The organism is Aquimarina litoralis (assembly GCF_039523995.1).
Lineage (GTDB): Bacteria > Bacteroidota > Bacteroidia > Flavobacteriales > Flavobacteriaceae > Aquimarina > Aquimarina litoralis.
Window position 1 is genome coordinate 1,905,272 of the sequence record NZ_BAAAGE010000001.1, and the last position, 25,547, is coordinate 1,930,818.

Sequence of the window (25,547 nt, forward strand, 5' to 3'; positions counted from 1 at the left end):
ATAAATTAGTTGATATCCACTTTGCTACCAGTTACTTTAGCATTTTTGTTAAGAAGCACTTGACTTCCGCTAGATCGGTTATCCAAACTTTCTTCACCATTGATAAGAATGTTTTTTCCTTTTAAAATAATATTACCATCTTTATTTAGAATCAAAGAACTATCTCCAATAACAATTTGAAATTGTGTTTTTCCTTCAAAAACGATATTTCCATCTTTATCCATTACAAACAAGGTAGACTTATCTGCTACATTTACCTCATTTCGCTCTTGGGCGTTAATAAGTGCAATTCCGTTTCCATCTAATTTAATTCCAGAAGTACCTTTATCTGTAATTGTTGTGGATCCTTCATTATCATCAAACACCAATTGATTTCCACTTCTTGTTTTTAGAGCTTTGATATCGTTTTTTTCTGTTTTCCAATCAGAAGCATTTTTAGATCCGTTGTATAAAGCTCCAAGAACATAAGGCTTTTCGGCATTTCCTCCTTCAAAACCAACCAATACTTCTTCTTCAATTTCAGGAGTAAAATGGAATCCTTTTTCACCTCCAGAATGTGGAGTCATCATTCGTAACCATGGAGTAATGTCTCCTGTCGGTTTTTGCCAAGGAAACTGTACTTTAATTCTACTTAAACCCTCTGGATCATGATTTTCCATTACTGTAGCAATTTGGATTTCACTTTTTGGAAATCTACTAATATCCATCTTTGGATATGCTTTAAAATTTGCATCTACAGCTTCAAATGTATTTGTGTAAGCACCTCCTTCGATATTGGTATGGGTGATTTTAATAATTCTATAGCTTCCATATCCTTTAATAGTAACTATTTCACCTAAGTTTACTCCTGGATTATCAGAGGAACCTTTGGCGATCACCTGTCTCATCGCTCTAGATTTAGTAAAGTTCTCCACTTGTTTGTCTAACCTAGATTTTAGACTAGTATCTGTATATAGGTTATTATATACCTGCGTTTGCTTATTAAATAGTTCTTTGGATTTTTTATCGGTAAAACCGTGATATCCATCACTTGGAATAGAGACGTCTTTACTGCTTTTTTGATGTATTTCATCAGTTAGATAATCGTTGGTGAAATAGTCAAATGAATTAGGAACCGAACTAAGTTCTACCGTAAATTTCTGTAAGTCCACTCCGTATTTTAACTCTGTTTCGGCAGTACTAGGGCTACCAAATACTAGTTTCTGTCCATCATAATAGAACCATTCATTATAATACGCAGCTAATCTACTCGCAAAACTAAATGCACTTTGATCATGTTGTACAGAATAATGGATGTTGTCTGCTAAGGTAGGTTTGAAATCTGTTTCTAATTTTCCTTTATCATAGCCCTTAAAGGTTTTCTCTAATATTTCTGACAGACTCATATCGTTAAAAGAGGCATGATGTCCTCCATCATCTGATAAAATAGAAGTGCTCTTGGCTTCTAAAGTGACTAAATCTCCAGAGGATTGCTGAAAACCTTTGGTAGCTTTTACTTTAGTTACGACGCCTTTAAATTCTAATTCTTTATATCCTCCAAAATCTGAAATAGAGCTAATTTTTACCGTGATAGTCCCTCCAAGGTATTCCTTGCTATCTCCAATTAACTCTTCGGATAGTTTTTCTACCACATCCGTTCTACAAACCAATGCTAAACTATGATGCGCATCTATTTCCTGATCTATTTTTAAACTTACATAGGAAGTAATGGGAACTCCTGAAATAAAAATTTGAGTAATAGTTTGTAAAGCCATACAGAATGATTTGAGGTTTTAAATTAATATCTTTTTGTCGGTATTTGTTACTATAAAATTTGATCTTTTTCCTAACGCTAAAAATATGATTGTTATTGGAGGGTTTTTCCCCTTTGTTTAGGGTTTTCGATGATGCGCAGTTAAATCGGATTAATTGTAGGATATATTTTTAAACTTAGAATTATACATTACACTAATTTGACTAAGAAAAACCGGTTTGACCTTCTCAAAATTTTCTTCAAAATGATTTTTAGAAATTTTGATCTTTAGGGTTATGATAAAATTATAATTTGACCAATTTCTGTTTTAACAATATGTTAATCTCCTTACAAATTAGAAAATGTTTTGGTTTTCTAGTATCTTAGTATAAAAAGTAAGGAATGCTTAGAAATATCGTAGTATTATTTCTGGTAGTAATATGTAGCTCTTGTAATCGGGGAAAACAACAAGAAGAACCTACAAATGAATTAAAGGGATGGCAAGTCGTGTATGTAAATGACGATCAAGGAAATCCTCTATCCGGAAATATTAATGACCTAAAGCAAGCCGTTCGGCAAGGATGTGTTGTTCGTGTGGGTTGGGGAATAAAAAATGAGTACAAAAAAGATCGTTTGCGTAGAACTTTTGAGGTGGAACACACTGCAGAAGTGCAATTTTTAACAATTAGCGAAGGTCATGTATTTGGGCAATTAGGTAGAATTATGGGACAAGCACCTTCTCGAGAGCGTCCTAAAATTAATCTTGTTAAGACTCATTATTGGCATTCTGTACTTGGAACCACAGGAGAAATGATTCAGGTATACCAAGATCACCATGATATAGATAAAAGTGATGAATTTATTGAAGATGTAAAAATGACTTGGTATGTAAATGCAAATGATTGCGACTATAAAGGTAATCCTGATCAACCTTTATATTAAAATCAAAATCCTATGAAATGCGCTATAACCATTAGGTGGTGCCTAAAGAGTTAATAGTTAGTGAGTTCTGTCTGAAAATTGAAGAAAAAATGAAATATAAGCAGATGAAACAATCGATTGTTTTTACACTTTGTGCTTTGATACTATTTTCGTGTAATCAAGCAGCAAAAGATACGTCTAATACTAGCAAAAATATAGTAGAAGAACGTATGAAAATCACTTCAAAACAAGGTTTAATTATTAAGAAAAGTAGTCAAAGTTTTGATGAAACCTATTCGAAATTAGTGGACATCATAGATAATAATCCTAATCTTAAGATTATTGCACAATTAGATCATCAGGCAAATGCTGCGTCTGTGGGCTTAACTCTAAATCCAACTAAAATTATCATGTTTGGCAATCCAAAACTAGGTACTCCTCTGATGCAAAGTGCGCAATCTACTGGATTAGATCTTCCGCAGAAAATATTAGTATCGCAAGATAATGATGGTATTGTACAGATATTGTATAACGATCCTAAATATCTACAACAACGTCATGGAATAGAACAGAGAGATGAGGTGCTTACTAAAATAAGCGGAGCACTGGATAAAATAACGTCTACGGCAGCAGGATTATAATTTAATTCTGAAGTTTTACTTTAATAGGACCTCCGCTAGAAACGTAGCTTCCTCCAACTTCATCTAGGTTGATATTTAGCTCTTCGCTTGTACTTATTTTGTTAATATCTACTCGCAATTGATCATAAGTACTCACTCCTTTGATGTTTACATCAATTTCGTCAGATGTATCTAGTTTTACAGTAATGGTTCCGTCATCATTAAGAGGTACTAGTCCATAATTTGATGATATAGAAGACTCACCAGCATATGCTTTTGGGATAATGTTGGTGTCTTTGATGACAATTATAGATAAGGCAATGGCAATAATAGTAAGCACTACTTTGGTATAAGTATCAGTTTTCATAATTGATATATTTTGTAAAGAAATCATCAAAAACCACACCGAGATGTAGTTTTTGATGGTTTACAATACGGTTAGATTAGTAATATACTATTCTCGTAGTAATTTTTTGTCCAAAGATTCGGTTTGTTCTTTAAAATACCACCCTTCTTGTCCATTCGATAGTTTTTGTAAATCAATTTCTAATATTGGATTTACATGATAATTAATGTTTTTCAATGAATAATGTAAAGAGGTGTTTTTATCATTAATAGACGGTTTTATCAATGGAAGATTGAATCTATCCAATCTCATTTCGATGATGATATCTTTATAATTGTTTTCGATAGCAATACGTTTACGTTTAGGGTATAAATTACCGTCAATGTCGTTGGGCATTTGTACTTTATCTGATAGTGATAAACCAAGTCGATCGATTTCTAGGGAGTCTATTTTTAGGAAATCTGCGTTTTGTGAAGTAGCATTGGTTCTTAAGATATTTTTCTGTTTTATATATTCTAAAAGTGATACCTGAAAATAGTACTGATACCTCTTTTTGTTTCCCGAAGTATTAATAATATGCTCAACTGCTTTTCCCTTTTTTATAGTATCATCTGAACAACGAAACATAAGCTTTTTATTGAGCTGTATATCACTTAGAATAGAAATAGTAACCGGTTCCAAGGGCATAAAATTTATTTGATCAACTCCTTTACGTATAAGGTTTTTTAAAATATTCGATCCTCGCCAAGGTGATTTTTTAAAAATCGAAGAAACAAACAATCCAGCGGATACAATAGGCATTGCTATAGTACCTAATAATGATGTCGCTACAAATGGTATTTTTAATAAAATAAATTTCAAATATTTATTACTTAAAAGTACTCCCTTTAATCGTGTAACAGAATGATTGAAAAGGTTTTGTTCTAGTGCTGTCGCATAAGTACCTTTATTGTTGAAAAAGTCAATTTCTTCGATTTGATCGGTGAGTTTTTTTTCAAAAAACGGAAAGCTATCATTGTTTATAAAGGGACTGTTGGGTCTAAAACCACCGACTCTCTCTTTTAAAGAGAGTAAAGTACTTAAACGTGCAAAGGCGAAGGAATAATTTCTGGCTTTCTCCGAAGCAAATCCTCCAAAAGCTTCAATTTCGCTTCCTGGGAGTTCTATTGTGTTAAGAGTTTTGTTAATAGGAAGGATGGCAGCACGATATGCATTCTCATTTTTACCATCTGTATTTAATGCAAAATCAGCGATCACTTTAAAAACGGTCTGCGCAAATACATTTTGATCCTCTTTTTTAGTAAGTTTTAAGGTGTTGTATACAGTAGCAATATCTAAGGATTTGGATGTTGTTATGGTATCATCGATCATTTTTTTCAGTTTTTCCAGATCATCCAGTTCCAGATGGATACAAGCCTCGTGATCTGTAGTGATATCTTTGCAATTTTTTTCAATCTCTGCAAGAAAATAGATCATAGGATCTCGAGTTCCTAGGGATATCATACCGTTCTGAAGATTTTTGGTGATTTTATTAAAAGCGGTTGCAATAATATCTACTGTAAGGTTGTGACTCATATCTGTATTAGCATCCAGATATTTGAAGATGGTTTTTCTGAGTTCAAAATTTTCCTGTATATCAATTATTTTATGCTCTTCTTTAATGCTTCCCTGATTGGTAAGTACTCCTAATATGCTAGATACATTACCAAAAAGCTTGCCCAATTCTTTCTTAAAAGAAACTTCGTTTCCCGATTTTTTTACCGGTGAAAAGGCAGATATTTTAAAAGAATGATATTGTTCTTTTCTTACAATAGGATCTACAAATAAAATTAGTCTTTCCTCATTGTTTGTTACTCGTCCAAAATCCTGAAAAGTTCCTATTTTAAAGGCTTCTCGAATGGGTTCGTTATTAAAAGTACCTCCGTCAATATATGGGAAATTGAAAGATTCATAGTCCAAAATCCTATTGTCTTCTTCTGCAAAATAGCTATTCTGTGTAAAGGTGTTGTTGTTCGTATGCTGATGACTTATGATTTCTTGCTGTATTTTACTAAAAGAAGAAGGCCAATTAGTATGTTTTTTGGAATCTCCAAATTCTGCTTTATATCTTTTTAAGATTACCGGTTCAAAGGCTATAGGAAAGGCACCACAACCAAGTGCCGAAGCAGATATAGTAGCCCACGCACTCCTGTCTGTAATTTTGAAGTGTGTGGGCTGGTTTGGTTTTGGGTTACTGCAAAATTTTAGCCAACGGGAATCGGTCTCTTTGCCGTCTTTTTCAATTGCTGTTTCATCGAAAACAAAATCTATAACTCGTAGTTCTGAGTGATTTTCTGATCCTACAGATTTTAAAAAGTTCTGTTGTAATCGATCTTTATCAGAATTCTCACCGATATTATCGTTAGAAAAGTCAATTTCAATTGGCAATAAGTTGGTAAGAGAACAAGCAAAAATGACTCTCTTAGGGTCTAATAATTGCCTTCTTGAAATATCTACTCCGTCAGAGGTCATTAAATAGGTCTTAGTAAGATCTTCTAATAATTTTCGGTCTAATAGAGAGAAAGAGTCGTTGGGTTTTATAGGGTTTTTAGAGCGATTTTCATTATTATATAGTTTTACAGAATCCACTTCTTTAACCCATAGTTTATGCTGGATTTTTTGTGCTAGTTGAAGCGCTTTTAAGGTTTCAAACTTGCTTTGGTGTTTTTCTGCTTTAGTGATTTCGTTAGAGAAATATTCTTTAATAATTTCATTTAGTAAATCCTGTTCAGTAAGCTGGTTATTTACCAATGGAATCATAGAGCGATAATCTATAAGGCATTTAAGCATTATGGTTAAAGCAATAGCGCCTGCACTTGCGCCACTCATACCATCTACGATTACCTGATCGTAGTCATTATTGTCATTATCTTTACCGTAAAGAACTAATAGTTTTAGAGCTTCGGTTAACGCCGCACCAGAAAAAGAGCCTAATGAAACTCCTCCTCCCATCGCCAAACATACACGAAGTGTTTTTCCCATGATTTTTTATGTTATTTGTTATACAAACATTCTATTTTATCACCGATTCAGTGACAAAATTTTCTAGGGGACGTTTAGCAAAAAAACTTACTTAATCGCGATTCATATATCTCGATTTACTAATCTTTTGTTGCATTTGCGTAGCAGGTGGGGTTGTAGGGATATTTACTGGGGATGTTTCAGAGGTGTCTTCATTTGAGGGTATATCTGTGCTTACATCATCATTATCATTTAGATTGCTTGGATCAGAAGCTGTATCTGGTACTTCGGGACTAACAGGAGTACCTGATTTTCCTGAAGTTTCGGTAGGAGTAATGCCAAATAGCGTACCTGCTGCAGCTTTTAATCTTTCAGTAAATTCCTGAGAGGCAAAACCAGAAATAATAGCAAGACTCATAAAAGATACCATTCCTCTAAATGAAATATATTCATTGTCATAGGTTGGATTAGCAGTAGAAGAAATGATAAGATGTGATATAAAAAAGATTAATAATCCAGAAATGGCTGCCGTTAAAGGTCTAATAAGATATGGGATGAATAAATTATCTGGAAAGTATTGTTCTTCTCGGTAAAATTCAAAAATACCTCTTAGATTCGCTAATACACCTCCAAGCATTCCTGCTAGAAACATTACAACAAGCATGTCTAGAAAATTAACATGTTCAACATCTTTCGCTATCTCTTCTTCTTGTTCTTCTGGTGTAAGTTTATTCTTTTTTGCATCGGTAGCAACTGCTAAATTCACTCTTGTTTTAGAAATTGCTGTTTTTGTAGTATCTCTAATAATGGTATCTATTTCAATCGGTTTCGATGGCATAGGTTGCACGGCAACGGTAGAGGAATCCACAGGATTGTTATTCGCATTTATTACTTCTTGTTTAACCGCTTTCTTATCTTCTTCCTCATCAAAAAAATCTTTATCATATACCAGAACATAAAAGTAGCTATACAAAAGCAAAACTGAGGTAATTGCTAGAAGAACATTGTATAGGATGGTTATCGTCGGTTTCATGAGTATCGGATCAGTATTGAATTTTTAATTAGATTATTTTTGTCTTTTAAACTTCATTTTTTTGCTTGACTAAAATTCCATTTAATTCCTGGTTTTAGAATGACATCTTCGTCACCAGTAATGGCATTAGTTTCTTTCTTTAGGGATACAAAAAGAGTAATACTCGGAATTAAATATGCCTCAGCATATCCACCAAAATCTATACTTTCTGTTATACTATTATGATACGCTTCTGCAGATAAAATTAGTTTTTGTCCATATTTTCTAAGTGCAATTCCACTAATGAATCCGTCATTATCCGTAGCTTGCGGTGTTTGTTCATAACGATACATAATCATTCCATTAATACTCATTCCACTTTTACCGAAATCATATTGACCTACAAGCCAAGCTTGATGTCTATAGGTAACAATGCTGTCGGTTTTAAAAGAGTTATCTCTTGCTCTACCAGCAATAGCATATCCTAGGGCTAGAGAACCTCCAGCTTTTTCCATGTAGCGAGTTTTTGCATTTATGTATGCTTGTTTTAGAGCAGGATTATCAACAACGGTTCCCGCATCATCAGAATTCATAGGTCCTGGATCTGTATCGGGGAGTAGGGCATTATCAATATCTTTTCCTAGTTCTTCATCGAATATAAGATCTTTACTGTCAAATAGTGTAGCTCTTAGTCCTCCAGAAAATAACAAATCGTCAGGGAAATCCATAGAATTTATAGTAGCGATAGATAATTGGAGATTTGCAAGAAATCTTTTCCCGTAACTATTTCTGTATTCTTTTACACTTTTTAGTCTGCCACCAAAAGCGAAATATGGATTGAAATCAAAAGCCAATCCAGGGCTTACTTCATTACCGCTTAAAAAATTACTAGCCAGTTGTGTAATTATTTCTTGAGGAGTGCTAGCTCTCATGATAGTAGTAGGATTGGCATCTAGTACTGCAAAAGCAGGACTCTCAGGAACATTGTAATCCAGTTTAAAAGCGTAGGCACCTTGATTATCAACAGGTAATTCTGAATCCTGCGAATACCCAATAAGTGTAATAAAACTTATTAGTAGTAGATAACTTATTCTGTGTCTTTCCATAAGTCAGAAGTTGAAAAGTTATCATTGATAAGATGTTTGAAAATCACATGATTTCCAAATTTTAATTGTTTTCCATCGGAACATTTAGGAACAAGACGCGATGATTGTTTTGTCCATCGATTTTTTCCATCTTGTATCACGGTAATACTAAATTCTCCTCGTAATACATTTGGTATAGAAGAACAAGCATTAATAGACCAAGCAAGAGAATCATTCTCTATCTCGTTCGGTTTTTCTAATAGAATAAATTCATCTACGCCATCATCACCAGTAATGACATTAAATTTCTCTTTTTTTTCCCATTTCCCGTTTTGAAGTTCCCACAGGACAAAAATTGATCCGGATCTAATCCCATTATTAGCGGTTACTCTAACTTTTAAAGGACCACCGTCTGGATCAATTAAACAATAATTTGATTTCGGCATGATGGGTATGGTTTTAAGTTGTTGATATTTTTAAGCGTATTTAGATTTTAAAAAGAAAGAATGCTATCAATAGTTTTGGTTAAGATAGCTATTTCTGTGTATCCGAATAGGATAAAGTTATCTTTATAAATCTTACTCTAAAAATACATTAAAACCTTGATATCAGTTATAGGTTAATACCCCTTTTTTTGGTAAAATGCCGTTTTTAATAGTAAAGTTAATTTTGAAGTCAATTAGGTAGATAATTGCTACCACTCAGTGATCTGAGTATTGACTTTTGATACCTTTATTTCCACGAATATTGTATCTACAGTTTTATAACTATGAATACCGTCTTTGCTCTTAGCTATTCTTCTTTTATTTCGTCTAATTTCTCTTTTTATTTTTCTCCATTCTCTATCAGCATCCTTCAATGCTTTCTTGTTGTGATCTTTCTTGTTTTTGTCATTTTCAGTGTTAGAAGAATACGTTGATGTAGTATTTGTATTCTCCATAATAGTAGCTTGTCCGATAAGATTTTGACCAGACCAAATCAAAGCGATAGTTAATAATATTCTCAATTTCATAATAGATGGGTTTTTAATTACTTGATTTACAGTTGCTAAATTAGTTTTTATTCTCATTCCAAAACAGAGGGAAAATGTCCCTTTTTGATCAGGAATTATCCCCTTGAATTAAAAAACATCTTTAATTTATGTGTATAAATAAAAAAGGATGTCAACTTCTTGACATCCTTTTTTAACTATAATTAATAATTTTTTACCAACCTGATAGTTGTGATTTGTCACCTGTTGCAGGAGGGATTAATACAAAAACTGTATCTACTAATTTAGAAGCAAAGATTTCTTTATGGTCTTTCATTCTTTTTTTAGTTGTTAGCATCTGCTTTTTGATATCTGCCCATTCTTCATCAGAATACGGTTCTGATGAAACATCTTTTGATGCTGATTCAGACTCCTCTGGAGTTTTTATAATAAGTCTATCTGCAGAAACAGAGTTGTCTTCATTATAAGAACCTTCTTCAATTTTAAGATCAACCTCTTTAATTGATTTTGTGTTGTTTTTGTAATCTTGTCCAAAAGAAAAACCAAAAACACAAAGCATTATAAAAGTAACAGCAATTTTTATTTTCATTTTAATACTTTTTGAAAAATTGATTATCTAGATTAAATATATTTTAAAATGATAACCCTTATTTTAATAATTTAGTATTCGTAGGTCTTCTTATAGTATCCGAAAATATGATCAACTAACAAAAAACATATTCTCAAACATATAAAGCATTGGAGGCTATAAAGTTACGTGAAAATTGCGATATAGTTATATCTGAAAAACTTTTTTTACCTGATCTACATAATCAAGCTTTTCCCAAGTAAATAATTCTACCTCTTTTTCAACCTTCCCAGAATAAGGACTTTCAAATATCTTTGTTACAAGCTTAGGTTGCTTACCCATATGTCCGTATGCTGCAGTTTCTTTATAAATTGGATTACGTAGTTTTAAGCGTTCTTCAATAGCAGCCGGTCTCATATCAAAAATGTTAGCTACTTTTTCAGCGATTTCTCCATCAGTAATACCTAAAGTACTAGTTCCGTAGGTGTCAACAAAAATCGAAGTTGGTTCCACCACACCAATAGCATAAGAAACCTGTACTAATACTTCACTAGCTACGCCTGCTGCTACTAAGTTTTTTGCAATATGTCTAGAAGCATACGCTGCAGAACGATCTACTTTACTAGGGTCCTTTCCAGAAAAAGCACCTCCACCATGAGCTCCTTTTCCACCATAGGTATCTACTATGATTTTTCTTCCAGTAAGACCAGTATCTCCGTGTGGTCCACCAATTACGAACTTACCTGTTGGATTTATATGATATGTGATCTGATCATTAAATAAATCTTGAACATATTTTGGTAGTTGAGCGATTACTCTAGGAATCAAAATAGATACAATATCATTTTTAATTTTTGCTAGCATCACTTCATCGTCAATATCAAAATCATCGTGTTGAGTAGATACAACAATTGCTACAATACGTTGAGGTACATTGTCATCACTATACTCTATAGTAACCTGACTTTTGGAGTCTGGTCGCAGATAAGGAATTTCAGTGCCTTCTCTTCTTAATTTTGCTAGTTCGATTAAGATTTTGTGTGAAATATCTAAAGCCAACGGCATATAATTTTCCGTTTCCTTAGTAGCGTATCCAAACATCATTCCTTGATCACCTGCACCTTGCTCTTCTTTCGTTTCTCTATCTACTCCTTGGTTAATATCCTGCGATTGTTCATGTATTAAAGAAATAACACCACAAGAATCACCGCTGAACTGATATGCTCCTTTAGTGTATCCTATATCATTAATTACTTCTCTTGCTATTTGTTGTACATCGAGATATGTTTTAGATTTTACCTCTCCAGCAAGAACTACTTGTCCAGTTGTTACTAAAGTTTCACAAGCTACCTTGGAATCCTTATCAAAAGCTAGAAAATTATCTAATAAAGCATCACTAATTTGATCTGCTACTTTATCCGGATGTCCTTCAGATACACTTTCTGAAGTAAATAAATACGCCATTTTTTGTTGTTTTTATAGAATAAACTATAATAAATAAGAAGGATTGCAAGTAAAGAAGCTTTCGATTTGAAATTATATTATATCGAACTGCTTTAGCATTTATTCACTGAATTGATCTAGTCATAGTACAATGTCAGCTCTTTAGGGTTGCAATCAGTCAAATCTATCCCTTTTTTTATTAATTCGGCAAAGGTAAAAAAAATGATAATATTCGAAAGTATTTAACGTATCATTAATTTATTTACAATAAGAAAAACTTTTAGAGGGTGTTTTTTTAGATCAAAATAATTTTTAAGACAAATTGTTTCTAGTTGAAAAATAATTCTTAGTTTTGTTTCGAAGTTTCTTATACATGTTAGTAAGTTATTAAGAAAGGTGGAGGGAATAGACCCTATGAAACCTTAGCAACCCTTTAGTCATAAAGAAGGTGCTAAATTCTATTCGTCATTTGACGAAAAAGATAACTCAATGCAATTACTATTCTTGTAATTGTTATTTCCTTTCTTTTTAATTTTCTATGCAGCCACTTTAAGTGACTGATGTATTTGAATTTTATCAATTATTTAAAATTTAAAAATAGAAAATTATGAGTGCACAAAAATTTGCAACAGAAGCTTTACACGCAGGTCACGATGTTAAAACTAACGGCGGAACCAGAGCAGTTCCGATCTACCAAACAACATCTTACGTTTTTAATGATGCAGATCATGCTGCTAATTTATTTAACTTATCAGAGCCAGGATTTATTTATACAAGACTAAATAATCCTACAAATGATATTTTAGAACAACGATTGGCAGCTTTAGAAGGAGGTATCGCAGCAGTTGTTACTGCATCAGGAACCGCTGCCATAAATACTACCTTACTTACGCTTCTTAAATCAGGAGATCATATAGTAGCTTCTAGTAGTCTATATGGAGGAACCTATAATCTATTAAATGTAACATTACCAAGATTTGGAATTACTACCACTTTTGTGGATCCTTCGGATGCTGAAAACTTTAAAAATGCTGTTCAGGAAAATACAAGAGTATTCTTTGTAGAGTCATTAGGTAATCCTAAACTAGATGTTCTGGATCTTAAAGCTATTTCTAAAGAAGCAAAAGCTTACAAAGTGCCTTTAATTGTGGATAACACAGTGGCTACACCAGCATTATTAAATCCAATTGAACACGGTGCTAATATTGTAATCCATTCGTTAACAAAATATATCAGTGGTAATGGAACTTCTCTTGGAGGTGTTGTCATAGATGCAGGAACTTTTGATTGGTCAAGTGGGAAATTTCCAGAATTTACCGAGCCTTCCGCAGGATATCATGGTTTAGTGTATCATGATGTATTGGGAGCGGCTGCATTTATTGCTAAAATTAGAATAGAAGGTTTGAGGGATCATGGTGCTGCTTTAAGTCCTTTTAACGCATTCCAAATTTTACAAGGTTTAGAAACACTTGAGATTAGAATTAAAAAGCACAGCGAAAATGCATTAGCATTAGCTAAATGGTTACAAGAGCAAGATGAAGTGACTTGGGTAAAATATCCAGGATTGGAGAGCGATACCTATCATGAGCTTGCTAATAAATATCTTCCAAAAGGACAGAGTGGTATTATTACTTTTGGTGTAAAAGGAGGGTTTGATTCTGCTAAAACTGTAGCGAATGAGACTGAGATTTTCTCTTTATTGGCAAATATTGGAGATTCTAAATCTTTAATTATCCATCCAGCAAGCACTACACATCAACAGCTTACTCCAGAACAGCAAGAATCAACAGGAGTTACACAGGATTTGATTAGACTTTCTGTAGGGTTAGAAAATGTAGAAGATTTAAAAACAGATTTAAAAGGAGCCTTTACAAAAGTAGCTCAAAAAGTTAATTAAGAATCATATATCAGGTTGATGGTTAATTCTTATTCTTTTGAAGATGAATAAGGTTAGCCATATCAGATGAAGTTACATAATTCTATGCTTCAAAAAGTTCAAATAACGGATTTTATAACAGTAAATGGGCAAAAAGTAGCACAATTTCCTTTGTTCTATGAAGTGTTTGGAAAACCATTGAATACAGCTCCTATAGTTTTAGTAAATCATGCTTTGACTGGGAATTCTAATGTTTGTGGAACAAATGGTTGGTGGAATGGGCTTATAGGATCTGGTAAATCTATCGATATCAATCAATATACAATAATTGCTTTTAATATTCCGGGTAATGGTTATGATGGGGATGAAGATAATTTGATTTCCGATTATCAATTGTTTACTGCGAGAGATATCGCCAGGATTTTTGCTGAAGGGTTAGAACAATTAGATATAAAAACATTGTACGCTGCCATTGGTGGGTCTGTCGGTGGAGGAATAGCATGGGAATTAGCAGCATTGGAGCCAAAGCTGATTAAACATTTAATCCCAGTAGCTACGGATTGGAAATCTACGGATTGGTTAAAAGCAAATTGCTTGGTACAACAACAAATTTTGCAGAATTCTAAGAATCCTGTTTATGATGCTAGATTACATGCCATGTTGATTTATAGATCTCCGGAATCTTTTAAACAGAAATTTGATAGAAGTTTTAATGATGAACAGAAGATGTATAATGTAGAAAGTTGGCTGTTACATCATGGAGAAAAATTAAAGGAACGGTTTACACTTTCTGCGTATAAACAACTCAATTATGTACTTGCGAATATTGATATAACAGAGGGAAGAGGAAGCTTTAGCGATGTGGTAGCTACAATAGCATCTGATATTCATATCATAAGTGTGAATTCAGATGGTTTTTTTACTGCTAGTGAAGATATGGCCACTTTTGAAGAACTTAAAAAGGTGAAAACAAATATTGCACATCACATGATAGATTCAGTGCATGGACATGATGCTTTTTTAATAGAATTTGATCAGCTGGGTGAATTGTTATCTGATGTATTTTAAAATGAATTAGAAAATGAAAATTCTAAAATTTGGAGGAAAATCACTTGCTAATGGAAAAGGAATCCATAAAGTGGTAGATATAATAGAAGATAAGGCAAAGAGTGGAGAAGTTTTGGCTGTTGTACTTTCTGCTAGAGGGAAGTCCACTGATGAGTTAGAAGAAATTTTGGAAAAGGCAGTAAATAATGAAAGCTACCAAGAGCAGCTCACTGCATTCAAAAAATATCAATTGGCAGAGTATGTTAATTTCAATGCAGATATAGAATTTGAAACCTTGGATAAATTATTTGAAGGAGTTTCTTTATTAGGTGATTATAGTAAAAGAATCAAGGATCAAGTATTATCTCAAGGAGAAGTGATTTCTGCTAAATTGCTTACCCATTTGCTGCAGGAAAGAGGTGTAAATGCTAATTTTACAGATAGTAGAGCTTTAATTAAAACGGATGCTACGTTTGGAGAAGCACAACCGCTAGAGAAGTTATCTAAAGAAAATGTTGTGAATCATTTTAAAAAGTATAACGGAGATACAGTAAATATAGTAACTGGTTTTATAGCTTCAAATACCAAGAATGAAACAACTACTTTGGGTAGAAATGGAAGTAATTATACGGCTGCATTATTAGCAAACTATTTAGATGCAGAGGAGTTGCAAAACTTCACCCACGTAAATGGTATTTATACAGCGAACCCAGATCTGGTAGCTGATGCCAAAAAAATAGAAAAGCTATCTTTTACAGAGGCTAATGAATTAGCTTATTTTGGAGCTAATATTTTACATGCAAAAACCATTATTCCTTTAATCGAGAAAGATATTCCTTTACGAATTTTAAACACCTTTGATCATAATGATAATGGTACATTAATTACGTCTGAAGCAAGTAAAAAAGGAATTAAATCTTTGTCTGTTTTAGAAAATGTGTCTTTAATTAATTTAGAAGGAAGGGGACTTCTTGGAAAAGTAGGAGTAGATGCTAGAATATTTAAAGCACTTGCTTACAAGAATATAAGTGTAAGTATTATTTCCCAAGGTTCTTCAGAAAGAGGAATAGGATTAGTGGTAGCTTCAGAAAAAGCAAATGAAGCCAAAAAAGTCTTGGAACAAGAATTTGAAGTGGATTTTCAGACAAAAGATGTAAATACAATTACGGTAGAGGATGAGGTTTCTGTAATTTCTATTATCGGACAGGACTTAAGTACGTTTCATAGACCGTATAATGCACTCATTAAAAATCAGGTTATTCCGTTACTTTTTAATAATACTGTTTCTGGCAATAATGTGAGTCTGGTCGTTTATAAAAAGCAGCTTCATAAGGCTTTAAATGTAATTCATGGAGAGATTTTTGGAGTGACGAAAAAAATTAATATTGCCATTTTTGGTCATGGATTGGTTGGAGGAACCTTAATCAATCAAATTTTAGAGTCTGCTGAGAAAATTAAAAAAAGAAAAAAAATCGACCTTAATGTTTTTGCAGTAGCGAATTCCAGAAAAGTACTTTTGAATCCAAAAGGAGTGGATGCCAATTGGCAATCAAATATAAATGAAGGGATAGCTTATAGTATTCAGGATATAATTGATTTTGCCAACCAATACCATTTAGAAAACTTAATTGCAGTGGATAATACAGCAAGCAAGGAGTTTACTGATAATTACCTGAAGTTAGTAGAGAATGGTTTTGATATCGTGTCTTCTAATAAGATTGCGAATACTTTAAGTTTTGATTTTTATAAAGATTTACGAAGTAAATTAGAACAGTATCAGAAACAATATTTATACGAAACTAATGTCGGTGCAGGTTTGCCTTTAATTGATACGATAAAACTACTACATTTATCTGGTGAAAATATTACCAGAATTAAAGGTGTTTTTTCGGGATCTCTTAGTTATTTGTTTAATACGTTTTCTAAGGAGGACAGGTTATTCAGTGAAGTATTACGGGAGGCAATGGATAAAGGGTTTACAGAGCCAGATCCAAGAGAAGATTTATGTGGAAATGATGTAGGTAGAAAGCTATTGATTTTGGCAAGAGAGTTAGACCTAAGTAATGAGTTTGTAGATATCAATATTCATAATTTGATTCCTGAAAACTTACGAGGCGGCGATGCGAGCAGTTTTTTGAATAAGATAGAAGAGTTAAACCCTGTTTATCAAAAAATAAAAGACGAGCAGCAGCCTAACCATGTCTTACGCTATATTGGTGATTTACATGGTGATTTATTCGAAGAGAAAGGAATTTTAGATGTTACGTTAGTATCCGTACCAGAAAGTAGCGCGTTAGGTCAGGTAAAAGGATCCGACTCTATATTCGAAATTTACACAGAATCTTATGGAGATCAACCGATCGTAATTCAGGGAGCAGGAGCGGGAGCAGCTGTTACTGCTAGAGGAGTTTTTGGTGATATTTTGAGATTAACAGAAAAAGGATAAACTTAGCGAATAAAGAAACTTAAAAATAAAATGAAAATACAACTCAAAAGAATAGATAGCGATTACCATTTCGAATTAAAGAATGAAAGAGGTCATGTGACCTATATTGATAGTAAAGCCGAAGTGGGTGGACATGATCTTGCGCCAAGCCCAATGGAATATGTGTTGATGGGAGTAGCAGGATGTAGTGCTATTGATGTGATTTCTATATTAAAAAAACAACGACAAGAGATTACAGAGTACAGGGCAGAAGTAGATGGAACACGTGTAGCAATAGACGGTGCAAAACCTTTTAAAGAAATTTCGGTAACTGTATTTTTAGAAGGAGAAATCTCGCCAGAAAAGGCAAAAAGAGCTGCTCAGTTATCATTTGAAAAATATTGTTCAGTTTCTAAAACACTAGAACCAACAGCTACAATTAATTATAAAGTTGTAGTGAATAACGAAGAAGTATGAGCTTAAAAAGCCACAATTTTGAAACCCAAGCAATAAGGACTCAAACTGAAAAAACTCAGTTCTTAGAGCATTCTACTCCAATGTATATGACATCGGGATTTGTTTTTGAAGATTCCGAAGAAATGAGAGCGGCATTTGCTGAAGAAAAAGATAGAAACCTATATAGTAGATTTAGTAATCCTAACACAACAGAATTTGTAGATAAAATTTGCAAGCTGGAAGGAGCAGAAGATGGATATGCATTTGCAACTGGAATGGCAGCTGTATTTTCTACGTTTGCAGCATTATTAAATGCTGGCGATCATATCATTTCAGCAAGATCAGTATTTGGGTCTACCCATTCTCTTTTTACAAAATATCTTCCTAAATGGAATATAGAAACTAGTTATTTTAAGGTTAATGAAGTAAATACGATAGAGGGTCTGATACAGTCTAATACCAAGATTATTTATGCAGAATCTCCAACGAATCCAGGAGTGGACGTTTTGGATTTAGAAGCTTTAGGGGTAATTGCAAAAAAGCATAATTTATTATTGATAATTGATAATTGCTTTGCAACACCTTACTTACAAAACCCAATAAAATTTGGAGCGGATTTAGTAATTCATTCTGCCACAAAATTGATTGATGGTCAAGGTAGAGTTTTAGGTGGTGTAACTGTTGGTAAAAAGGAATTGATTCGGGAGATCTATCTTTTTTCGAGGAATACAGGACCTGCTTTATCTCCTTTTAATGCTTGGGTGTTATCTAAAAGTCTAGAAACGCTTGCGGTTAGAGCGGATCGTCATTGCGATAACGCATTAAAACTGGCAGAATTCTTAGAATCACATCCAAAGGTAAATTGGGTGAAGTACCCTTTCTTGAAATCTCATCCGCAATATGAAGTAGCCAAAAAACAAATGAAACTTGGAGGAAATATCGTAGCCTTTGAAGTTACGAATGGAGTAGAAGGAGGGAAAACTTTTTTCGACAGTATTCAAATGTGTTCGTTATCTGCGAATTTAGGAGATACTAGAACCATTGTTACCCATCCGGCATCTACTACACATAGTAAATTAGCAACGGAGGATAAGCTTTCTGTAGGAATAACAGATGGAATGGTAAGGTGTTCGGTTGGTTTAGAACATATTGATGATATTATCGCAGATATAGAACAAGCCTTGGAAAAGATATAATGGTATAATATTTGGATATTCCAACACTAAAAATATAGTACATTTAACAGATGCTTTTGTGTAATTTAATTTGTTTTCAAAAGAACTTAGTTGGTGTAATTAATTTAGTATGAATAGACTAAATGTTATTAGTTTTTGCTTCCTTGCAGTTCATTTTGTTGCATTCTGCACCGGAAGGATGGATGCATTAGCACATGCGAATCTGCAACAACCTTCATTTCAAGAAGCATCTAAAATTCCATTATCGAACTCTGTTTTAACAACAGGAAATTGGTATAAGTTTTATGTGGCTAAGACAGGAGTTCATAAAATCTCATATCAATTTTTGAAACATTTAGGGTTGGATGTTTCTAATATAGATCCAGCCACTATTAAAGTTTATGGTAATGGAGGCGCCATGTTACCCTTAAGAAACAAAGAGAATACTACTTTTGATTTAATAGAGAATCCAATAAAAATTGTTGGAATTAAAGATGGTAAATTATCTAAAGATACTTACATCTTATTTTATGGTCGTGGTACTGAGGGATATAATTCTGATAGTAAAACCCACATAAATTTATATGATGATAGATCGTTTTATTTTATCACTTCAGATGGTAAAAAAGGAAAGCGTATTTCTGAAGCTAAGGATTCAATTAAAAAAGGTGATACGCTCATTACATCTTTTATAGACTACCAGTTTCATGAAACTGATGATTTTAATCTTGGTTTAATGGGACGAAGATGGTTTGGTAATAAAATGAAGGAAAATGAAGGAAAAAACTTTTCTTTCCATTTCCCTAATAAAGTAGATACAGCATCTGTTCACTATACGTTGATTGCTGCTAACCAGTCCTCTAAGTCCTCTAAACTAGAAATTGAAATTAATGAGAGAGATCTGGAGAAGATTAGTTTTCCACCATCTTCTAATAATGTATTTGCTAGAGAAGGTCGGTTGCAAAAAACCTTTAGAACAAACTCAGATTCTATACGTTTTGGTTTAAAGTACTTTATTAATGAAAAAGCTTTAGGAAAGGCTTTTATAGACTATATAAGTGTGTCTACAGAAAGACTATTGATAAATACGGATAAACCTTTAGAATTTGGAACGCCGCTTTCTCGAAATATAGATAAAATAGCAACATTACAGCTATCGAATGCTGGTAAGATTGAAGAAGTGTGGGATGTTACAAATCCTTCGGAGCTTACTACCTATAAAAATCATTCGCTAAATAATACATTTGATTTTAATATTCGAATGAATCAAGAAAGAAAGTTCGTCTCTGTCTCTTTTAATCATTTTTACACTCCTTTGCTACTAAAAGAATCGAAAGTAGAAAATCAGAATTTAAAAGGGACCATTTTTTTGGATGATACAGGTAAGTTCTTAGATATTGATTATTTGATTATTACCACACACGAGATGTTAGGAGCAGCAAACAAATTAGCAAATTTTCATAGAGTTCATAATGGTCTTAATGTGAAAACGGTTTCATTACAAAAAATTTATAATGAGTTTAGTAGTGGAAAAAAAGACATAGGTGCCATTAGGAATTTTATTAGGTACGTGTATAGTAATGCTTCTGAAGAAAATAAAAGAGTTTCTTATGTATGCCTTATTGGTAATGCTACGATAGATTACAAAAATAAGTTAGAAGGAGTTTCAACTCTTGGAACTTTTAAAAAAAATGATGTTCCTAGTTTTATAAGCTACAATAGTTTTTCTAATACAAGATCATATATTTCAGATGATTTTTTTGTGATGATGGATCCCGAAGAAGGAACGATGCAGTTAAAAGATGACTTAGATATTGTGGTAGGTAGAATATTGGTAAACGATGCAAAGGAAGCAGATGAGTTTGTAAATAAATTTATAGGATACCATCAAAAGAGTTCTTTAGGGGATTGGCGAAATGATATACTATTACTTTCTGATGATATCGATAAAAGATGGGAAAGAGGAATTCAGGAAAATCTGGATAAATTGTCGGATTCAATGGTTGTGAAATATCCTTTTTTGAATATTTCGAAGATGTATAGTGATTCATATCTACAACATACCTCTTTCAGTGGTCAAAAATATCCTAAAGTCACTTCAGATCTAGTGAAAAGAATTCACAGAGGTGCAGCAGTAGTTGATTATTTCGGACATGCAGAAGAAGAAGGCTTTGGAATTGAATTCTTTTTTACTAAAAAAGAAGCCAGGGAATTAAGAAATATCAATCGACTTCCTTTGTTTATTACTGTTACTTGCTTGGCTACCCGTTTTGATAATCCGCATACAACTTCTGTGGGAGAGTATCTTTTTAAGAATCCGGAAGGAGGAGCAATAGGTTTAATTGCAACAACAAGAGAGATTTTTTTGAGTAGTGGGATTAGAATAAATAATAAAGTTATAAGGTCTTTGTTTTCAGAGAATGAAGCATCATTAAAACCAGCAGAAGCAGTCTTGAAGTTAAAAAATAGTTCACGATTTCATGATAAAAGAAATGTGTTTTTTATTGGTGATCCGGCCATGTCGCTTCAATTGCCTTCTGCTGGAGCTCAAATAACACATATTAATAACATACCGATCGATAAGTTTAAAGATACATTGAAGGTGTTAGATAAAGTAAAAATATCCGGGCAATTGATAAATGATAAAGGAAGAGTTGAGAAAGATTTTAAAGGTGATATACAACTTACAGTTTTCGATAGAGAAAAAGATAGAGAAACATTGGCAAATGATCGAATTAAAGATACAAAAGGGGATTTGATAAGGATGAATTATAAGATTCAAGATGAGATTGTTGTTCGAAGTAATGCAAGGGTTAAAAAAGGACAGTTTGATATCAGTTTTGTGTTGCCAAAAGATATGGATGTTGCTGTGGGAAGTAGAAAAATAAGTTTATATGTTCAAGAGGATAATACTACAAAAGATTTGTTTGGTGCACATGGCAAAGTTTTAATGGGAGGTATAAATGATGCTGTAGCAAAAGATGTCAAAAGCCCTAAGGTTAAAATGCTTTTAGGAGGTAAAGAGATTAAAGATATTAATGTTATTACTTCTAATACGAAAATGGAAGTATTCATTAGTGATGAAAGTGGTATAAATCTTTCAGAAGGTCTTGGGCATCAGATAGAATTGATCATTAATGGTGACGAAGAAAAAAGGGTTATTCTTAATAATTCTTTCAAAAATCAAAACGACACTTATAAAAACGGCGTAATAGAATACGCGTTAAAAGATATAAATCCTGGATATCATAGTCTTTGTTTTAAAATATGGGACAACTTCAACAATAGTACCACCGTAAAAACAAATATTATTATGATTGATTCAGAGGATTTAAGATAATTTGGTTAATAATCTACTAATCTACTAGGGTTTTTATTAATAATATCATAATTATTTCATTTCTAGTAATTTTTTAAAGTTTTTTGGACTTAATAATAGAATTTTATATCTACATTTGTTTAATAATCTACTATTCCGATAGGGTAATAGGTTTTAATTGAAAAATGATTGTAGATCAAATGATATTAGATAAAGTAGCTACGAAAAAAACATCGTACGAAACTGATAGAGCTTCAGAAAAGCCTTTGCGTAGTGTTGCAAAAGCTATTAGCTGGAGAATCGTTGGTACGTTGGATACATTGATAGTTTCTTATGTGTTAACAGGAGAGATCGCTCTAGCTACATCTATCGCATCGATTGATTTTGTGACAAAGATGATACTGTATTTCTTTCATGAAAGAATTTGGAATCGAATCAAATGGGGAAAATAATTGCTATTACAGGAAAAGAGAAATTAAAGATGAACTTTACAGAAAAAGACATAGAAAGATTGAATAATACTTTAAAGGATAAGAGTCCTTTAGAAATTGTTCAATGGGCTGTTTTAAATGCAAAAACACCTGTGGTAACAACTAACTTTAGACCTTATGAAGCCGCAATATTAAATGTATGTGCTCAGGCTTTATCAGATATTCCAGTGATTTGGTGTGATTCAGGTTATAATACACCTAATACATATAGACATGCTGAGGAAGTTATTGAGTTATTGAAATTAAACATTAAGCTGTATGTTCCTAAGCAAACTTCTTCTCATAGAGATGTGGTGATGGGGATTCCTGATATCGAGGACCCTAAGCATAAGTTGTTTACCGAACAAGTAAAGCTTGAACCTTTTAAGAGAGCAATGGCAGATTTTAAACCAGATGTTTGGTTTACTAACCTGAGAAAAGGACAAACAGCGTTAAGAGATTCACTAGATATTTTGAGTTTGAGTGGTGATGGAGTGCTTAAAGTAAGTCCATTCTATTATTACAGTGATGCAGAGTTAGATATGTATTTAGAACAGCATAATTTGCCAAATGAATTTAAATATTTTGATCCTACCAAAGTGTTAGGAAACAGAGAGTGTGGATTACATACTAGTTAGTCTGGTGTAGTAGTGTAGGGTTAAAAAAAAGAAGATTTTAAAAAACACATTATATGGAAGTGATTGAACATATAACAGAACAAGTTTTGGATAAAAAAGTACTAGAAGTAAATCCTTTGGAAAGTGAAGCAATTTATATTTTTAGAGAAGTAGTTGCTCAGTTCGAGAAGCCTGTATTACTTTTTTCGGGTGGGAAAGATTCTATCACATTAGTGCGACTGGCACAGAAAGCATTTTATCCTGCTAAAATCCCATTTCCTTTATTGCATATTGATACGGGACATAATTTTCCAGAAACTATCGAATTTAGAGATCGCCTGGCAGAAGAGCTAGGAGTAGAGTTAATTGTGCGTAATGTTCAGGATTCTATTGATCAGGGTAAGGTAGTCGAAGAAAAAGGAAAATACGCTAGCCGCAATAGTTTACAAACTACAACACTTTTAGATGCTTTAGAAGAATTCAAGTTCGATGCTGCAATCGGTGGTGCTAGGCGTGATGAAGAAAAAGCTAGAGCCAAAGAACGTATTTTTTCTGTAAGAGATGATTTTGGTCAATGGGATGAGAAAAATCAGAGGCCAGAATTGTTCGATCACCTCAATGGCAAAATAGATTTAGGACAAAACGTGAGAGTATTTCCTATAAGTAACTGGACCGAATTAGATGTTTGGAGTTATATCCAGAAGGAAGGAATAGAAATTCCATCGATTTATTTTGCACACAAACGTAAAACGTTTGTTAGAGATGGTATGATATGGTCTGCAGAAGATGATATCGTGCATAGAGAAGAGGATGAACTGGTAGAAGAAAGATTGGTTAGATTTCGTACAGTTGGTGATATGTCATGTACTGCAGCAGTGCTTTCTGATGCAATTACCATCGATAAAGTAGTTGCGGAAATAAGAGAATCAACAATTTCAGAAAGAGGAGCTCGTATCGATGATAAAAGATCGGAAGCAGCAATGGAAAAAAGAAAACAACAAGGATATTTTTAAAATTTTGTCATCCTAGCGTAGGCTAGAATCCAAAATAAAATAATAAATAAAAAAGAATACTCTACTCTTAGAGAATAATTAATAAATAGCTATGGACGTACTAAAGATTGCAACAGCAGGAAGTGTAGATGATGGGAAGAGTACTTTGATAGGTCGTATTTTATACGATACAAAATCATTGACTACCGATAAGTTAGAGGCTATAGAAACTAGAAGTAAAGCAAACGGATTTGATTATCTTGATTTTTCTTTGGCTACAGATGGATTGGTAGCAGAAAGAGAGCAGGGAATCACTATTGACGTAGCTCATATTTACTTTTCAACAAAAACCAAAAGTTATATTATAGCGGATACTCCTGGGCATATAGAATATACCAGAAATATGGTTACTGGAGCTTCTACCTCTCAGGCTTCTATTATTTTGGTAGATGCTAGAAAAGGAGTAATCGAACAAACATACCGTCACTTTTTTATCAATAATCTGTTAAGGGTTAAAGATGTTATTGTGGCAATTAATAAAATGGATTTGGTTGATTTTTCAAAAGAGAAATATGATGCTGTTAAGTCTGATTTTGAGAAGCTAATTGCTAAAAGTGATTACAAAGAGCAAAATGTTACATTTATTCCTGTTAGTGCTTTACAAGGGGATAATGTTGTTACTAAATCTGAAAATACGCCTTGGTATGATGGTCAAACTTTGTTAGAGCATCTAGAAGAATTAGATGCGCAAGACGTATTTGAAAAAGCAGAGGTGCGTTTCCCTGTGCAAACAGTGATTAGACCTAAGAAAGATGAATTCCATGATTTTAGAGGATATGCAGGTAAGTTGTATGGAGGTGACCTTTCGGTTGGAGATGAGGTTACTATTTTACCGTCTTTAACAACGTCCAAAATAAAAGAAATATTCTTCTTTGATCAGCAATTTGACACAGCAGGTAGAGGTAGTTCTTGTACATTAACCTTAGAAGATGATGTAAATGTTAGTCGTGGAGATATGATTGTAAAATCATCAGAACAACCAAAAGTAGAAAAGCAATTATCAGCTACTGTTTGTTGGATGGATAATAAGAATTTGAACCCAGGAACTAATTATTTGATTCAGAGTGGGAGTAGTAGAATTTTGGCAAAAGTGAAGAATATTAGTGGTACAATTGCTACAGATTTTTCTGGAGAAGATACAGAGCAAAATTCATTAAGTCTTAATGAAATTGGAAAAGTTCAGATACAATTAAGTAAGCCTTTGGCTATAGATTCTTATAGCAAGAATAAAGCCTCGGGATCATTTGTATTAATTGATTCTCAAACAAACAATACCGCAGGAGTTGGTTTTATAGACTAGTTAAATGGCCAACATTTTGAAATAAAGAAACAAGAATTTTTAAGAATTAAAAATCGAATACAAAAGTCATAGGTACGTCTTTTTTTAAGCTT

The 25,547-nt window shown here is 33.1% G+C and carries 21 protein-coding genes and 1 riboswitch; of the genes, 12 read left to right on the plus strand and 9 right to left on the minus strand.

Translation table 11 applies throughout. From position 1 onward, the window contains the following. Positions 1 to 5: 5 nt before the first annotated feature. A complete protein-coding gene (locus ABD077_RS07685; protein ID WP_343911748.1) occupies positions 6 to 1,754 on the minus strand; it encodes a type VI secretion system Vgr family protein in 1,749 nt (582 codons plus the stop codon). A 380-nt stretch (positions 1,755 to 2,134) separates the two neighbouring features. Here ABD077_RS07685 and ABD077_RS07690 point away from each other — a divergent pair, with 380 nt between their 5' ends. Further along, entirely contained in the window at positions 2,135 to 2,674 is a 540-nt protein-coding gene (locus ABD077_RS07690; RefSeq protein ID WP_343911749.1) for a hypothetical protein, read from the plus strand. Between the two features lie 89 nt (positions 2,675 to 2,763). Continuing rightward, complete coding sequence (locus ABD077_RS07695; RefSeq protein WP_343911750.1) at positions 2,764 to 3,294, plus strand: DUF302 domain-containing protein; 531 nt, start codon at positions 2,764 to 2,766, stop codon at positions 3,292 to 3,294. Position 3,295: 1 nt separating this feature from the next. Here ABD077_RS07695 and ABD077_RS07700 read toward each other — a convergent pair whose 3' ends face one another. The 8 genes from ABD077_RS07700 to metK form a co-directional block, all read right to left on the minus strand. Continuing rightward, a complete protein-coding gene (locus ABD077_RS07700) occupies positions 3,296 to 3,640 on the minus strand; it encodes a hypothetical protein (protein ID WP_343911751.1) in 345 nt (114 codons plus the stop codon). Between the two features lie 87 nt (positions 3,641 to 3,727). After that, positions 3,728 to 6,640 (minus strand): patatin-like phospholipase family protein, encoded by a 2,913-nt coding sequence (locus ABD077_RS07705; RefSeq protein ID WP_343911752.1) that lies wholly within the window; start codon positions 6,638 to 6,640, stop codon positions 3,728 to 3,730. 91 nt (positions 6,641 to 6,731) lie between these two features. Beyond that, complete coding sequence (locus ABD077_RS07710; protein ID WP_343911753.1) at positions 6,732 to 7,652, minus strand: hypothetical protein; 921 nt, start codon at positions 7,650 to 7,652, stop codon at positions 6,732 to 6,734. A gap of 53 nt (positions 7,653 to 7,705) precedes the next feature. Next, entirely contained in the window at positions 7,706 to 8,737 is a 1,032-nt protein-coding gene (locus tag ABD077_RS07715; protein WP_343911754.1) for a hypothetical protein, read from the minus strand. After that, positions 8,719 to 9,162, minus strand: a complete 444-nt coding sequence (locus ABD077_RS07720) for a hypothetical protein (protein ID WP_343911755.1) — start codon at positions 9,160 to 9,162, stop codon at positions 8,719 to 8,721. The genes ABD077_RS07715 and ABD077_RS07720 overlap by 19 nt, the downstream gene beginning before the upstream one ends. A 248-nt stretch (positions 9,163 to 9,410) precedes the next feature. Continuing rightward, the gene (locus tag ABD077_RS07725; protein ID WP_343911756.1) at positions 9,411 to 9,728 is read right to left on the minus strand and encodes a hypothetical protein; all 318 of its coding nucleotides are present in this window, start codon (positions 9,726 to 9,728) and stop codon (positions 9,411 to 9,413) included. A gap of 193 nt (positions 9,729 to 9,921) precedes the next feature. Then, complete coding sequence (locus ABD077_RS07730) at positions 9,922 to 10,296, minus strand: hypothetical protein (RefSeq protein WP_343911757.1); 375 nt, start codon at positions 10,294 to 10,296, stop codon at positions 9,922 to 9,924. 186 nt (positions 10,297 to 10,482) lie between these two features. After that, positions 10,483 to 11,739 (minus strand): methionine adenosyltransferase, encoded by a 1,257-nt coding sequence (gene metK, locus ABD077_RS07735; RefSeq protein WP_343911758.1) that lies wholly within the window; start codon positions 11,737 to 11,739, stop codon positions 10,483 to 10,485. 360 nt (positions 11,740 to 12,099) lie between these two features. Further along, positions 12,100 to 12,206, plus strand: a riboswitch (SAM riboswitch). A gap of 119 nt (positions 12,207 to 12,325) precedes the next feature. Here metK and ABD077_RS07740 point away from each other — a divergent pair. From ABD077_RS07740 to ABD077_RS07785, 10 genes are all read left to right on the plus strand, one after another. Then, a complete protein-coding gene (locus ABD077_RS07740) occupies positions 12,326 to 13,615 on the plus strand; it encodes an O-acetylhomoserine aminocarboxypropyltransferase/cysteine synthase family protein (protein WP_343911759.1) in 1,290 nt (429 codons plus the stop codon). A 66-nt stretch (positions 13,616 to 13,681) separates the two neighbouring features. Then, positions 13,682 to 14,662: an alpha/beta fold hydrolase gene (locus ABD077_RS07745; RefSeq protein ID WP_343911760.1), complete on the plus strand. Its 981-nt coding sequence runs from the start codon at positions 13,682 to 13,684 to the stop codon at positions 14,660 to 14,662. A 13-nt stretch (positions 14,663 to 14,675) separates the two neighbouring features. Beyond that, on the plus strand, positions 14,676 to 17,087 hold the full coding sequence (gene thrA / locus ABD077_RS07750) for a bifunctional aspartate kinase/homoserine dehydrogenase I (RefSeq protein WP_343911761.1): 2,412 nt from the start codon (positions 14,676 to 14,678) through the stop codon (positions 17,085 to 17,087). A gap of 30 nt (positions 17,088 to 17,117) precedes the next feature. After that, positions 17,118 to 17,543, plus strand: coding sequence for an OsmC family protein (locus ABD077_RS07755; protein ID WP_299603157.1), 426 nt, complete (start codon positions 17,118 to 17,120; stop codon positions 17,541 to 17,543). Then, the gene (locus tag ABD077_RS07760; protein WP_343911762.1) at positions 17,540 to 18,718 is read left to right on the plus strand and encodes a trans-sulfuration enzyme family protein; all 1,179 of its coding nucleotides are present in this window, start codon (positions 17,540 to 17,542) and stop codon (positions 18,716 to 18,718) included. The genes ABD077_RS07755 and ABD077_RS07760 overlap by 4 nt, the downstream gene beginning before the upstream one ends. Positions 18,719 to 18,827: 109 nt before the next feature. Beyond that, a complete protein-coding gene (gene porU / locus ABD077_RS07765) occupies positions 18,828 to 22,037 on the plus strand; it encodes a type IX secretion system sortase PorU (RefSeq protein ID WP_343911763.1) in 3,210 nt (1,069 codons plus the stop codon). Positions 22,038 to 22,216: 179 nt separating this feature from the next. Further along, positions 22,217 to 22,468 carry a DUF2061 domain-containing protein gene (locus ABD077_RS07770; protein WP_425545855.1) on the plus strand — a complete coding sequence of 84 codons (252 nt, stop codon included), beginning with the start codon at positions 22,217 to 22,219 and terminating at the stop codon, positions 22,466 to 22,468. A 29-nt stretch (positions 22,469 to 22,497) separates the two neighbouring features. Then, positions 22,498 to 23,124 carry a phosphoadenosine phosphosulfate reductase domain-containing protein gene (locus tag ABD077_RS07775; RefSeq protein WP_343911974.1) on the plus strand — a complete coding sequence of 209 codons (627 nt, stop codon included), beginning with the start codon at positions 22,498 to 22,500 and terminating at the stop codon, positions 23,122 to 23,124. A 53-nt stretch (positions 23,125 to 23,177) separates the two neighbouring features. Continuing rightward, a complete protein-coding gene (gene cysD / locus ABD077_RS07780) occupies positions 23,178 to 24,116 on the plus strand; it encodes a sulfate adenylyltransferase subunit CysD (protein ID WP_343911765.1) in 939 nt (312 codons plus the stop codon). A gap of 91 nt (positions 24,117 to 24,207) precedes the next feature. Further along, the gene (locus ABD077_RS07785; protein WP_343911766.1) at positions 24,208 to 25,455 is read left to right on the plus strand and encodes a sulfate adenylyltransferase subunit 1; all 1,248 of its coding nucleotides are present in this window, start codon (positions 24,208 to 24,210) and stop codon (positions 25,453 to 25,455) included. Positions 25,456 to 25,547 lie beyond the last annotated feature (92 nt).

Bases quoted from the DNA above. Each gene is read 5' to 3' on its own strand.
- ABD077_RS07715 (WP_343911754.1), bottom strand. From the start codon at position 8,737: ATGGAAAGACACAGAATAAGTTATCTACTACTAATAAGTTTTATTACA.
- ABD077_RS07690 (WP_343911749.1), top strand. From the start codon at position 2,135: ATGCTTAGAAATATCGTAGTATTATTTCTGGTAGTAATATGTAGCTCT.
- ABD077_RS07775 (WP_343911974.1), top strand. From the start codon at position 22,498: ATGAACTTTACAGAAAAAGACATAGAAAGATTGAATAATACTTTAAAG.
- ABD077_RS07755 (WP_299603157.1), top strand. From the start codon at position 17,118: ATGAAAATACAACTCAAAAGAATAGATAGCGATTACCATTTCGAATTA.
- metK (WP_343911758.1), bottom strand. From the start codon at position 11,739: ATGGCGTATTTATTTACTTCAGAAAGTGTATCTGAAGGACATCCGGAT.
- ABD077_RS07700 (WP_343911751.1), bottom strand. From the start codon at position 3,640: ATGAAAACTGATACTTATACCAAAGTAGTGCTTACTATTATTGCCATT.
- ABD077_RS07720 (WP_343911755.1), bottom strand. From the start codon at position 9,162: ATGCCGAAATCAAATTATTGTTTAATTGATCCAGACGGTGGTCCTTTA.
- cysD (WP_343911765.1), top strand. From the start codon at position 23,178: ATGGAAGTGATTGAACATATAACAGAACAAGTTTTGGATAAAAAAGTA.
- ABD077_RS07770 (WP_425545855.1), top strand. From the start codon at position 22,217: ATGATATTAGATAAAGTAGCTACGAAAAAAACATCGTACGAAACTGAT.
- ABD077_RS07740 (WP_343911759.1), top strand. From the start codon at position 12,326: ATGAGTGCACAAAAATTTGCAACAGAAGCTTTACACGCAGGTCACGAT.
- ABD077_RS07695 (WP_343911750.1), top strand. From the start codon at position 2,764: ATGAAATATAAGCAGATGAAACAATCGATTGTTTTTACACTTTGTGCT.
- thrA (WP_343911761.1), top strand. From the start codon at position 14,676: ATGAAAATTCTAAAATTTGGAGGAAAATCACTTGCTAATGGAAAAGGA.
- ABD077_RS07725 (WP_343911756.1), bottom strand. From the start codon at position 9,728: ATGAAATTGAGAATATTATTAACTATCGCTTTGATTTGGTCTGGTCAA.
- ABD077_RS07710 (WP_343911753.1), bottom strand. From the start codon at position 7,652: ATGAAACCGACGATAACCATCCTATACAATGTTCTTCTAGCAATTACC.
- ABD077_RS07760 (WP_343911762.1), top strand. From the start codon at position 17,540: ATGAGCTTAAAAAGCCACAATTTTGAAACCCAAGCAATAAGGACTCAA.
- ABD077_RS07745 (WP_343911760.1), top strand. From the start codon at position 13,682: ATGAAGTTACATAATTCTATGCTTCAAAAAGTTCAAATAACGGATTTT.
- ABD077_RS07785 (WP_343911766.1), top strand. From the start codon at position 24,208: ATGGACGTACTAAAGATTGCAACAGCAGGAAGTGTAGATGATGGGAAG.
- ABD077_RS07685 (WP_343911748.1), bottom strand. From the start codon at position 1,754: ATGGCTTTACAAACTATTACTCAAATTTTTATTTCAGGAGTTCCCATT.
- porU (WP_343911763.1), top strand. From the start codon at position 18,828: ATGAATAGACTAAATGTTATTAGTTTTTGCTTCCTTGCAGTTCATTTT.
- ABD077_RS07730 (WP_343911757.1), bottom strand. From the start codon at position 10,296: ATGAAAATAAAAATTGCTGTTACTTTTATAATGCTTTGTGTTTTTGGT.
- ABD077_RS07705 (WP_343911752.1), bottom strand. From the start codon at position 6,640: ATGGGAAAAACACTTCGTGTATGTTTGGCGATGGGAGGAGGAGTTTCA.